General features: G+C 47.5%; 10 protein-coding genes and 1 rRNA gene. 9 read left to right on the forward strand and 2 right to left on the reverse strand.

Annotated features, from left to right (window positions below; genetic code table 11):
* Nucleotides 1-14: 14 nt before the first annotated feature.
* The 5 genes from HHX48_RS11140 (at nucleotide 15) to HHX48_RS11160 (ending at nucleotide 4,186) form a co-directional block, all read left to right on the forward strand.
* Entirely contained in the window at nucleotides 15-380 is a 366-nt protein-coding gene (locus tag HHX48_RS11140; RefSeq protein WP_191025111.1) for a response regulator, read from the forward strand.
* 212 nt (nucleotides 381-592) lie between these two features.
* Nucleotides 593-1,114 (forward strand): RNA polymerase sigma factor, encoded by a 522-nt coding sequence (locus HHX48_RS11145; protein ID WP_191025113.1) that lies wholly within the window; start codon nucleotides 593-595, stop codon nucleotides 1,112-1,114.
* A complete protein-coding gene (locus HHX48_RS11150) occupies nucleotides 1,111-1,809 on the forward strand; it encodes an anti-sigma factor (RefSeq protein WP_191025115.1) in 699 nt (232 codons plus the stop codon). The genes HHX48_RS11145 and HHX48_RS11150 overlap by 4 nt, the downstream gene beginning before the upstream one ends.
* Nucleotides 1,810-2,077: 268 nt before the next feature.
* Nucleotides 2,078-3,661 (forward strand): DUF4331 domain-containing protein, encoded by a 1,584-nt coding sequence (locus HHX48_RS11155; RefSeq protein WP_191025117.1) that lies wholly within the window; start codon nucleotides 2,078-2,080, stop codon nucleotides 3,659-3,661.
* 9 nt (nucleotides 3,662-3,670) lie between these two features.
* Nucleotides 3,671-4,186: an Ig-like domain-containing protein gene (locus HHX48_RS11160; RefSeq protein WP_191025119.1), complete on the forward strand. Its 516-nt coding sequence runs from the start codon at nucleotides 3,671-3,673 to the stop codon at nucleotides 4,184-4,186.
* A gap of 125 nt (nucleotides 4,187-4,311) precedes the next feature.
* Here the strand turns inward: HHX48_RS11160 and HHX48_RS11165 are convergent, their stop codons facing one another.
* The gene (locus HHX48_RS11165; protein ID WP_191025121.1) at nucleotides 4,312-5,331 is read right to left on the reverse strand and encodes a patatin-like phospholipase family protein; all 1,020 of its coding nucleotides are present in this window, start codon (nucleotides 5,329-5,331) and stop codon (nucleotides 4,312-4,314) included.
* A 248-nt stretch (nucleotides 5,332-5,579) separates the two neighbouring features.
* Here HHX48_RS11165 and HHX48_RS11170 point away from each other — a divergent pair, with 248 nt between their 5' ends.
* The 4 genes from HHX48_RS11170 (at nucleotide 5,580) to HHX48_RS11185 (ending at nucleotide 11,209) form a co-directional block, all read left to right on the forward strand.
* Entirely contained in the window at nucleotides 5,580-7,472 is a 1,893-nt protein-coding gene (locus tag HHX48_RS11170; RefSeq protein ID WP_191025122.1) for a sensor domain-containing diguanylate cyclase, read from the forward strand.
* Nucleotides 7,459-9,834: a DNA polymerase II gene (locus tag HHX48_RS11175; protein WP_191025140.1), complete on the forward strand. Its 2,376-nt coding sequence runs from the start codon at nucleotides 7,459-7,461 to the stop codon at nucleotides 9,832-9,834. The genes HHX48_RS11170 and HHX48_RS11175 overlap by 14 nt, the downstream gene beginning before the upstream one ends.
* Nucleotides 9,835-10,033: 199 nt before the next feature.
* Nucleotides 10,034-10,243: a hypothetical protein gene (locus HHX48_RS11180; protein WP_191025124.1), complete on the forward strand. Its 210-nt coding sequence runs from the start codon at nucleotides 10,034-10,036 to the stop codon at nucleotides 10,241-10,243.
* Nucleotides 10,244-10,312: 69 nt separating this feature from the next.
* On the forward strand, nucleotides 10,313-11,209 hold the full coding sequence (locus HHX48_RS11185; RefSeq protein ID WP_191025126.1) for an MBL fold metallo-hydrolase: 897 nt from the start codon (nucleotides 10,313-10,315) through the stop codon (nucleotides 11,207-11,209).
* A gap of 353 nt (nucleotides 11,210-11,562) precedes the next feature.
* On the opposite strand, the gene rrf is transcribed toward HHX48_RS11185, so the two are convergent.
* Nucleotides 11,563-11,678 (reverse strand): 5S ribosomal RNA (gene rrf, locus HHX48_RS11190).
* Nucleotides 11,679-11,922 lie beyond the last annotated feature (244 nt).

Consider the following 11,922-nt stretch of genomic DNA (forward strand, 5'->3'; position numbering starts at 1 on the left):
GTTGTGGAGGTACCATGACTGTTCGCATATTAGTGGCTGATGACTCATATTCATCCAGAAAAAGTATCATCAGTCACCTTCCCCGGACGCTTCACTTTGATGTCACCGAAGCCGCCAATAGTCAGGAAACCGTCACCTTACTTAATATTGCGGAGTTTGAATTATTACTTTTGAACCTCACAACATCGCAGGTCGATAATGCTATTGTACTTAACGCCGTTGCTCACGCGTTATGCCATCCGAAGATCGTGGTGAGCTATTCAGGTTTTCAGCCTGCGCAAGCCTTCGACCACGTTAATGTGGCTGCGGTGACTTTCATTCAATTACCGCTAGACAAACAAAAGATTGAAGGGATGCTCGCGGATTTGGGCTTTTTGTAAGCTTCGCCCATTAACGCCCTTTCGTAGTTCAAGTGGTATTTTCAGGCAGACAACTCAAGAGTCTGACAAAAACGGTTTATCTGGTCTCTGAACCGTCCCCATGCTAGAAAGGTATTTAACATACTGAATATAACCAATATCAACGATCAGATAGTTGTCGATGTTGCACTGCTTCGCTTTTAATGAAGGCAAGCCACAGGCTAAGAATATTGATGGAACAAGAAGAGCTATTACCCCTTTTATATCGTATCGGCCGCGGCGAACAACAGGCATTCGCCAGTCTTTACGAAAAAACGCATGGTCATCTCTATGCAGTGCTTTTGAAAATGTTACGTCAGCGAGAACTAGCTGAAGAAGCGCTGCAGGATGCCTTTGTTCAAATATGGCGCCATGCAGACAGTTATCACCGGGGCCGGGGCACGGTACTGACGTGGATGATAAGTATCGCGCGCTACCGGGCACTGGATATTATTCGCTACAAGAAGGTGCGACCGGAACAGTCGCTGGAAGACGATATCAGCATCGGTGATAACACGCAGATTAACGATGAGAAGACGAAGCTTTATCACTGTATCGAAGAATTAGATAACGATCAGCGCCAGGCTATTTCACTGGCTTATTTTCATGGTCTTTCTCATGAACAGGTAAAGCATCATCTTGGCAGCCCGCTGGGCACAGTGAAAAGCTGGATCCGCCGGGGCCTTAACAACCTAATGCGGTGTCTTTCGTTATGAACTATCTGAACCGGGAACGGCGCCACGCTTTGGCAGCAGAGTATGTATTAGGCACGCTGCGCGGTAAAGCGCGGGATCGATATAAAAAGCTATTGATGGAGCACGAAGCGGTAGCCAGGACCACCTGGTACTGGGAGAGGCAACTTAATGTGCTGACCTCACCACTGCCTGCGCAATCACCTTCTGATGAGGTGTGGAAGCGTATTGCAGCACGCACGTTCGAACTACAGGACACCCAGACAAAAACCGATATCGAGAAACGATCTTCGGCTAAACCCGGATGGGCAATGTGGGGCGGGCTGGCTGCTACCTTTATTCTGGCAGCGCTATTATTGTGGACGCGATTGCCAACCCCGGAAGACATTACGCCTTCTGCCGTTGCGGTGTTTAATAATGAATCGCAGGCGCCATTGTGGCTTGTTGAGATAAGTGACGAACAGTTGGTAGTAAAAGCCACAAGGCGGGTTGAAGAGCAGCGTTCCAAAGATTATGAATTATGGATTGTTCCTGATGATAACAGCGCACCGGTTTCATTGGGGGTCATTCCTCAGTCAGGCGTTTGGCAACGGCCGGTTCATCCGCTAATCACACAAAACAATGTTAAAGCGCTGGCTGTTAGTCTGGAACAAAAAGGTGGCTCGCCCTCCGGTCAGCCTACTCAGGTTCTGTTTACAGCAACACTTGAATCCACCTGATAAAAACGACCGCTCACTTCATCTTTTTTAGGAGCGGTCTCACTTTCATGCTGCCAATCATTGTTCAGCGAGCTCACTGTAAATATTTAATAACGAAGCCTGAGTGATTTCATTGTCACATCATGCCCTATCAGGGCTGTGGGATTAACAACCCTCGTCACGCTACATTTTATTAATAATTGTTAATCATTATATTTACTTTTGTTGCATCTAAAGCGGATCAGCCCCCGTACGGTAGGTTAATTCATAAGCAAATAAAGGAAAACGCATGCTTAGATTTACATACCTTGCTGCCGCAGTTAGCAGTGCTCTGGTTATTTCATCTGCTCAGGCCTCCAGCCACCGTGAGGCACCTCACTTAACCCAAATGCCAGCTGTTGATGCCACAGACTTCTACATGTTTAACAGTTATGAGTCAGGCAAAGAAGGCTTTGTCACCATGATTGCCAATTATGTCCCGTTACAGGATGCATACGGTGGTCCGAATTACTTTCCCATGGATCCGGCAGCGGAATACGTCATCCATATCGATAATAACGGTGACGCGGTAGAAGATATCAGCTTTGCATTCACCTTCGATAAAACGCTGGGGGCTGAAGGTGAAGGAGTAGCACTACCGGTCGGACCTGAGGGCGAAGAAAAGATGATTAAGGTGCCACTTAAAAACGTGGGGCCTGTATCCGCCGGCGACGCATCCAATGCTAATTTTATGGAAACCTACGAAATAGAGATGGTCTCAGGTGACATGCGCTCGGGCAGCAGAACATCACTGATGCCGGCTGATTCTGATATGTTTAAAAAGCCGTTGGATTATATCGGCGATAAAACATTTGGTGACGCAGATGCCTACGCCAACTACGCCAGTCAATTTGTTTACATGTTCTCTATCGAAGGCTGTGATACGCAGGGGCGTGTTTTTGTCGGTCAGCGAAAAGACCCGTTCGTAGTAAATCTGGGAGACACATTCGATCTGGTTAATTATGTACCTGTAGAAGGTGATAGCGCACCAGGCGCTGGTGATGCCGGAGGCTTCCCGGGTGGTATTACGCAGGACAGCGCGAACGATGATCTGAAAGATAAGAATGTCACCTCTATCGCGGTAGAGGTACCAGCGTCTTGCGTTACCGGTGATGGTAACGGTGTAATTGGAGGCTGGACTACGGCCAGTCTGCCTCAGGCTCGTATCCTGAATCCTAATGCAACCTACGAAAAGCCTGCTGTTTCCGGCGGTGCCATGACACAGGTTTCGCGTCTGGGTAGTCCTTTAGTAAATGAGTTGGTTATTGGCATCGGTGATAAGGATAAATTTTCTTCTTCAGAACCGGCTGACGATGGTCAGTTTGCTGATTATGTGACCAATCCAGTATTACCGGAACTGTTGAGCATCCTGTTCCTTGAACCGGTAAATCAAACGCTGGGTACAGAGCTGACCACGCTGGCACCGACAAACTTCCCACGCAATGACCTGGTAACAGCGTTTTTAACAGGGTTTGAGGGCGTGAATCAACAGTCCACGGTTACTCCATCTGAGATGCTTCGTCTAAATACCGGCATTCCTGCCACACCAGCGGGTGAACAATCTGCATTTGGTGTAGCCGGCAATGATCTTGCTGGCTTCCCCAACGGTCGCCGTCCAGGCGATGATGTGGTGGATATCGCCTTGCGTGTGGTCATGGGTCGTTTGTGTTATCCGATTCCTGTAAATGGTGAAGATACCGACTTAGGTTTGTGCGCACCGGAAGATGCAGCTGTCGGTAATGTACCATTTACTGATGGTGCGCCAGTTGATGCATCTATGTTTGGTTCGAGCTTCCCTTATCTGACTACGCCAATCTCCGGTTCAGCGGAATAAGGAGATATTATGCATAAACGATTATCACTATTACTGGCATTGCCACTGACACTATCGCTATCAGGTTGTTTTGATGATGATGACGATAACGATGTGGAGGATATGCCGGAACAGGAAAATGTTGCCCCTGAAGCTATTTCTGAAAGCTTTACCACACAGGTGGACACCGCATTTTCTGAAGAACTGACAGCCACTGATGCTGATGGCGATATGCTGATCTACGCGGTTGGCGAAGAGCCACAGCAGGGTATGCTGGAACTTTCTGAGGATGGTAGCTTTACCTATACACCTTCACAGGAAGTTACCGGAGAAGACAGCTTTGTGTATACCGTGAGTGATGGCGTTAACGATCCGGTGTCAGCCACGATCACCATCACCATTGAAACACAACAGGTGTCAACATCAGAATATGTTCGTTCGGCATTTAATCAGGCACCAACGGATGAACCGTTGCCTGTGAACGGACGGGAGCTTCAGCAGGATGTTGAAGACCCGGACGCCTTCAATGACCTGATTGACCAATAACCAGACCGCCAGGGCCAGGGAGTGGCCCTTTTTTGTGCGCGAAGAGATAAGTTGCGACAACTAATTTGTGCTTTCCCGATAGTGAGAGTGCAGCTCAGATTGGTGCCTACAACGTTTGCAGAAACTTAGCCTGGCCGACCAGTCTGCGAATTGATGGCATCAAGCGACGGGCCTTTATATTGGCCTAACAGCATATCGACCACAGCTTTGCCATACTGTTGAAACCAGAAGTCCCCCATTTTTTTTAACCTGGCAATATTGTCCTTACTGTAATCATCCATTGCATCATCGGGCGGCATAGGCAACCCGGGCTGCTCACGCATACTAGCATTAACCCGAATATAGTTTCCGTCAGCCAGAATCGCTTTTGCCTGATAGGCAACGAGTTGCTCGTCAGATAGCACATCAATAATCTGCCCCTGTCGAATCCACTGGTATGCCCCCCACCCCCGCGTTGAGGGGCCGTTAATTTTTCGAGTTCGCTTTCCCGTGCCTACAGACAGAACCGTTATCTCTTCTGTTCTGATACCCGGCCAAAGCTGCTGCACTTCGGCAACCGCACACAGTGTCGGATTGTTTGCAACCACGCCACCATCGATAAGCCAACGCTGTTCCGGTGGCGCGCCTAACGGTATGGGTCGACTGGGAAAGTAGGTCGGCGCCGCCGAAGTTGCATCGGCTACGTCGAAACTATTCAAATGAACATGTTCCGGGTGATGGCTTTTTATGACCAACGGCTGATGACGTTCTACCGCAAACGTGACGGTTAGTACGTGACGCTGACGCTTTGCTGCATTGGATAATGTTGCATCGTTAAACCAGCGTTTTAAAAACTGCGTTTTTCCTTTTCCCTCATACCGTGGGGCATTTATTCCGTCAATTTCAAAAAAGCCCCGGTTTTCTGCGAAAATGGCTTTACCGCTGCGGTGATTATAGAGCCGGTTAATTTGCGCCATTGAAATATCAGTGGTCGCAAGGGCCAGCGCAATAATTCCTCCGGTACTGGTACCGGCATAATAGTCAACACAATCGCGTAACGATATACCGTGCTCATCTAACAGAATTTTCTCTACATGAGCCAGAAACTGCGTAGTGGCTGCGCCACGGATCCCCCCGCCATCAAGACAAAGTATGAGCTTACTCATTATCATTCCATTCAATGATTTATTGTTTAACCATACGCTCGCGATGCAGCAAGTCAACCGTACGAATAGCCAGTCTGCCTGGCTTTCTGATCAGCAATAAAAACAATATTCCTCATACAAAGCGGCACATAATCGCCCGTCAAATATTGTCTGCAACCGGTCTACATCTTATTATAGGCGCCTGTGAAATGTAGTAGCGAGTGAGTACCTTGATTTTTTTTGGCGGCCGGATGCATTATCTCCGAGCTATGTGTTTAGCATTCGCGTGTTTTTTTTCAGCGCTATCGTACGCGCAGGCTACGGCCACCTCTGCAGTCAGTAGCTACGTTGACTGGCCTCCGTCTATCCTGAAGCCACTGGCATTAGTCAGAGATAATCCGCAACAGGTGATTGACGACTCGCTTCCCCAACTTACAAAAATCACTGATCCTGTGGTGAAGGCAGGACGCTATTTTATTATCAGCCGGGCCTATTCTTCTTTGATGCTGCATGAAAAAGCACTGACTTTCAGTAACCAGGGCTTATCGTTGCTATCTTATGATGAACAGCCATGGCTACATTCTTATTTGGAGCTGGCCAGAGCCGAGGCTTTGAAAGGTCTGGGACGGGCCCGGGAAGGCGAACACGAGGTAGCGAAAGCTATCCGCTGGGCAGAGCGCAATCAGTCAAATGAATTGTTGGTCTATGCCTACAGTGTGGCAGGCTATATGCGCCTGACGCTGAGTGAAACCGATGAGGCGTTATCAAGTTTTCAAAAAGGCTACCGGCTTGCTGAGGAGACGTCGTTACGATTATCCCCTGCCGATTTCAGCGGCATGATTGCACTTGTTTATGAATACCGCGATGAACCGTCACTTGCTATACCTTACTTTGAAGAAGCACAGACTTACTATCGCCAGACCGATCAACGCCTTGAGTTAGCAAATACACTTTTCGGTCTGGGTCGAAGTCATCTCAAACTTGAACATACTGAGAAGGGACTGCAGTTGCTGGTTGAGTCTGCGCGTCTTGCTCTTGATATTCAGGATATTCAGGGGGCGGCATACAGCTATCAACAGATTTCAGAGCAGCTTATTAAAGCCGGGCAGTTGGAGGAGGCGAAATCTTATCTGGATGATGCACTGCAATTGTTTGAAGATGCTCAAAACCCTTACCAGCAAATCGGTGTGCTGTTGCTGCAAGCCAGAATTTCGCTGATAGAAAGTAACCATGAAAATGCGCTGTCTCTGATAAAGGCAGCTGAAGGCATCGCTCAGGGAGACGCCTTTTTACCTCACCAGATTCAGATAAATCATCTTAAAGCCGAAGCTTTTGCAGCAAGAAACGACTATGAAGACGCCTACACCCTGTTACTGGCCATGCATGATGACGAACAACGTCTGCAGAGGGAAAAGAATAGCCAGCGACTCATGAAGCTTAAAACCGCCTTTGATACTGAAAAGCAGCGCACACAGAATGCATTACTTCAGGAGCAAAACCTTCGTCAGCAGGCTGAACTAGAACAAGAACGGGAACAACAACGGTATACCGCAATAGTGGTTTCTTTGCTGTTAGTGATCAGTTTATTACTGCTCTGGCAGCACCGGATCAGCAAGCGACATCAGATCCGCCTTGAAAGCCTTGCGAATCATGACGGTCTTACCGGGTTACTGACCCGCCGCAAAACGCTTGAAGATACAGAGCAACAGTTAAACCTGGCGCATCGACATGATGAAGATATCAGCCTGGCAGTATTAGATCTGGACTACTTTAAACAAATTAACGATCAACATGGTCACCAGGCCGGCGATGATGTCTTGAAGAGCTTTGCTGCACTGGCCCGGCAAACCTTTCGCAGTACGGACATACTGGGAAGAGTTGGCGGCGAAGAGTTTCTCTTTGTCTTTCCTCACACCAGTGTTGAGGATGCCCGCAAGCTTCTTCTCAGGTTTTCCGAATCAGTAAAAGATATTCCGGCGATGATCAACCGCGAGGCACTGACATTGTCAGTTTCAATCGGGCTGATTAGTGGTGAGCAGGCGAAAACACCGTCAGCCTTAATGGCATTGGCTGACGAAGCACTTTATGAAGCCAAGGAAGCAGGCAGAGATCGTATCCGTATTTATAACGGTCAACTGCACGTCAAAGATGCAGTACGCTGACACAGCGGAAGTTTATGGCAAAGGCCACATTCTGAGCCGACGACTGATTCGGGCTCAGGGTGAACAATATGTTGAGCTTTGGCTGGCAACAGAAATGGGGCTAGTCTGTCTTCTCTCAGAACCGCAGTATAATGTATGCTTCGCTGACCATCAGGATCGCGACCGTATTGAACAGCTTCTTAAGCGCCATCAGTTAGCGGTTTCAATTCAAGACACACACTTAAAAACCCTCACCCAGCGACCACTGTGTCTTCTCAAAGTTAATCATGAAAGTGATCTGTATGAGTTACGCCGATTATGTGAGGAGGCGCAGGTCACACTTTACGAAGCCGATATTAAATTAGTGGACCGCTTTTTAATGGAGCGCTTTGCTTATGGCAGTGTGAGCTATAAAGCGATACGCAGTAATAGCACAAACAGCACCTTCATTGATGCGAAAGTGAAAGGTGCCGTTTACCGACCGGCTTTAACCACCCTTTCTATAGATATTGAATGCGATGAAAACGAAAGCCTGTATTCGGTCGGCCTAGCCGGCCCCGACCTGAATCATGTGCTTTTGATTCACAAGCAAACAGTCAATACAGATAACACACGATACACGCTTGAAACCGTTCCTGATGAGCGGACACTGCTGACCCGACTTTGTCAGTTGGTCCAGTCCGCAGACCCGGATGTCATCACAGGATGGAATGTAAAGCAGTTTGATTTTGCAGTGCTTGCCAGACGTGCTGCAAAGCTCAATGTCACGCTAACACTTGGCAGAGATAACCAAGTGTTGCAGGTGAAAAACTGGAGCAGTGGCCAAACCTGGGTCGAGCTGCCGGGTCGTGCGGTTATTGATGGCATTGAGGCGCTTAAGACCATGACATATCAGTTTGATAGTTTCTCACTGGATAACGTCGCTGCCCGCCTCCTGAATACCGGCAAGCTAGTAAAAGAGCACGACCAACTTGCCGCCATTAAAGCATTGTATCACGACGACCCGACTGGCCTGGCCGACTACAACTTTCAGGACTGTGAGCTTGTTAACCAGATTGCTCACAGCACAAATTTCATAGACTTTCTGGTGCTTCGAAGCACACTGACAGGCTTGGAATTATCGCGACTCGGCGGCTCGGTCGCCGCCTTTATCAATGTTTATCTGCCACATCTGCACCGCGGTGGTTACATAAGTGGAAATCGCCCTGATGATGGCGGTTTGGCCTCGCCTGGCGGTTATGTCATGGATTCAAAACCAGGCCTTTATGATCATGTCCTTGTGTTGGACTTTAAGAGCCTGTACCCGTCGATAATTCGCACCTTTAAAATAGATCCGATGGGTTTAGCAGAAGGGCTACTCACACCTGACAACGCTATACCCGGCTTTAAAGGTGCCTGCTTCTCCCGCACCAAGCACTACCTGCCCGATATCATTGCCAACCTCTGGCGACAACGCGATGAAGCCAAAAAGCAAAATGACGCGCCACGCTCGCAGGCTATAAAAATTCTGATGAACTCTTTTTACGGGGTACTGGGCAGTGGCGGATGCCCTTTTTATGATCCCCGCCTTGCTAGTTCTATCACAATTCGCGGGCATGAGATTATGCAGACAACAGCTCAGTGGGTAGAAGCGTCGGGCCATGAAGTGATCTACGGCGATACGGATTCTTTATTCATCACCCTTTCTGGTATTCCATCTCGCCAGGAAGCAATACAAATCGGTCTGCAATTGGAGCAGGAAATAAATAAGCGATGGCAAAAGCACCTTAAAATAAACTATCAGCTTGATTGTTCCCTGGAGCTGGAATTTGAGACCTGTTATGACAAATTCTTTATGCCAACCATCAGAGGTGCTGCTACTGGCAGCAAGAAGCGTTATGCAGGATTAGTAACTGATGGTGACAACAATCAATCGCTCATTTTTAAGGGGCTTGAGAGTGTGCGCTCAGACTGGACCCAGTTGGCCAAAGTATTTCAGGAAACACTCTATCTTAACGTATTTACTGAACAGCCCGTTATCCCCTTTATCAAGCAGACACTCACGGAAATCAGGACTGGTAAGCGGGACGCCGAGCTGGTGTATAAAAAAAGACTCCGTAAACCACTTACAGAATATACGCGCAGCCGTCCCCCGCATGTCAAAGCGGCTCTGTTGCTTCAATCTCAGAAAAAACCGACGGAAAAGAGTGAGAATACCTTCAGGGCTACCGCCATACATTACGTTATCACTTTGGAGGGGCCGCAGCCCATTGACCATGTCACCTCGCCGCTTGATTATGAGCACTATATTGAAAAGCAGATTCAACCTATAGCAGATAGTATCCTGCCATATGTAGACCTTTCTTTCGAACAGATTACAGCCGACCAAATGGACCTTTTCTGATGAAGACAATCAGACAGAAACAGTAAAAAAGTTGCACCTTTTATCTTTGTAGCCCGTAACTATGATTCTTTACCTTTACTGTATTTAAATAGCTACATAGTGCAAAAGTTGAGGTAATATCTGCCCTGCTATCTGAAGTAATTTTCGTTCACATACGCGGCGGGTTTCAGACATTCACTGGCATTAGTAGGGAGGGCATATGAAAGACACACACAAATGGTTATTAAGCATTCACGCGAGCGTCGCGTTGTTTTCAATTATGGCTAGTATCTTATTCTTTGTCTTCGAATTCATCGAAAAGCCCCAGATAATATTTGCTGCGTTTGTTTCTTTCTGCTCTTTAGAAACGATGTTGTTTTTCAGAATGCGATTAAACACAAAAGTCGAGCAGGACACCGCTGCCAATTAACGCTTTACTTCTTCACTGATCAACTGCTCCCTGTTTGCTTTATAAATACCTCATACCAGGGAGAAATCTATGTCTAACTATCCCGGGCTTAGCGCTCTGCTTTTACTACTCAGCTTCTCCGGTAGCATTTGCGCCGCTTCCGACAGTCAATATCAGGTAGAGAAAATAAAAGATAATGTCTTCCGATTTACCAGCGGCAAATATCATTCAGCATTTATGATTACCCGCTCAGGTGCTTTCGTTACCGATCCTATTGATGCCCAGTCTGCCAGCTACCTCAGACGCTATATAAAAGAAAAATTTGATGTGCCAGTTTCCTATATGGCCTACAGCCACAATCACGTCGATCATACTGCGGGCGGGCAGAATCTGAAAGCAGCGGATACGATAGTAGTAGCTCAAAGTGAGGCAGCTAAGAATATTGTCAATACACAATTGCCAACAGCGCTTCCTGACGTCACGTTTAGTGATGAACTTACAATTAAGCTGGATGAGAGTCAGGTAAAATTACAATATTATGGGCGCAACAATGGATACGGTTCAGTAAGCATGCGTTTTGAACCAGCCAATGTTTTGTTTGTAGTGGACTGGATAACGCTTAACCGATTGCCTTATAAAAACCTGAAGGGTTATGACATTGAGGGGATGATTGCATCCACAGAAGCTGTGTTAAATGAGCCACCATTCGATGTATTTATCGGGGGACATGCTGATATTGGAACCCGCGAAGATGTAGAAAGTTATTTAGGCTATTTGCGGGCGCTATATAACGGTGTTGAAACGCGCATGCGTCAGGGTCATAGCCTGCAATCAATTCAAAAATCGCTGCTACTATCCAAGTTCAGTCACTTGAAGATGTTTAAAGAATGGCGCGAGCAAAATATTGAGGGCGTTTATAATACGCTAAATAGTATGAGCTACTATGATATGCGCCAGGATATCCCCTCATCGTCAGAAGCTAACTAGCCCTTGTTTATCTGCATAGATACTTACTCTTTAACAAGGAACGCACTCATTGTCAGCTGCACCATGGGTAAAGCGCCAGGCATGAATGCCGAGCTGGACGATGCACCAGGGATGGGTGAGGCTCCGGTTTGCGAAGCAGATTTGAGGTGACGTTAAGTCACCTCAAAAGGAACGAACGGGCGTAAACGAACGGGCGTACAGGACGTACGCACTGGCACTGCGCCACATGGATGTGTCCGAATGCATCGACTCAACGTCAGACTGGTCAAGAGCCTCTGTGTGAATGTGCGTAGCTACACTGCGCTTATACGAAAAAAGCCCACTCAATGAGTGGGCTTCTTCGTAGAATGGGAGCTTGGCGGTGTGCTACTCTCACATGGGGAGACCCCACACTACCATCGCCGCTAACGTGTTTCACTTCTGAGTTCGGAATGGGATCAGGTGGTGCCACGTCGCTATGGCCGCCAAGCAAAAAACTTATCGTGCAGAATATCTTTTCATATTCTGCGCAAGGAGGACTATCAGTACACGTTGTTGTGCGTCAAGTCAGCCTTACTTAAAAACTAACAATTCGGGAAAGTCTGATATTCAATCTTATCGAGTAACCTAACTACTCTTACTTTATGTCTTAGCTTGTCCACAACCCATGCAGACCTTGCCGCTTTGGGTTGTATGGTTAAGCCTCTCGGGCAATTAGTACAGGTTAGCTTAAC

Origin of the sequence: Salinimonas profundi, assembly GCF_014750655.1 — a bacterium.
GTDB lineage: Bacteria > Pseudomonadota > Gammaproteobacteria > Enterobacterales > Alteromonadaceae > Alteromonas > Alteromonas profundi_A.

Coding starts and splice junctions, on each gene's coding strand:
- HHX48_RS11140 (WP_191025111.1), top strand. CDS start 15: ATGACTGTTCGCATATTAGTGGCTGATGACTCATATTCATCCAGAAAA.
- HHX48_RS11145 (WP_191025113.1), top strand. CDS start 593: ATGGAACAAGAAGAGCTATTACCCCTTTTATATCGTATCGGCCGCGGC.
- HHX48_RS11150 (WP_191025115.1), top strand. CDS start 1,111: ATGAACTATCTGAACCGGGAACGGCGCCACGCTTTGGCAGCAGAGTAT.
- HHX48_RS11155 (WP_191025117.1), top strand. CDS start 2,078: ATGCTTAGATTTACATACCTTGCTGCCGCAGTTAGCAGTGCTCTGGTT.
- HHX48_RS11160 (WP_191025119.1), top strand. CDS start 3,671: ATGCATAAACGATTATCACTATTACTGGCATTGCCACTGACACTATCG.
- HHX48_RS11165 (WP_191025121.1), bottom strand. CDS start 5,331: ATGAGTAAGCTCATACTTTGTCTTGATGGCGGGGGGATCCGTGGCGCA.
- HHX48_RS11170 (WP_191025122.1), top strand. CDS start 5,580: ATGTGTTTAGCATTCGCGTGTTTTTTTTCAGCGCTATCGTACGCGCAG.
- HHX48_RS11175 (WP_191025140.1), top strand. CDS start 7,459: ATGCAGTACGCTGACACAGCGGAAGTTTATGGCAAAGGCCACATTCTG.
- HHX48_RS11180 (WP_191025124.1), top strand. CDS start 10,034: ATGAAAGACACACACAAATGGTTATTAAGCATTCACGCGAGCGTCGCG.
- HHX48_RS11185 (WP_191025126.1), top strand. CDS start 10,313: ATGTCTAACTATCCCGGGCTTAGCGCTCTGCTTTTACTACTCAGCTTC.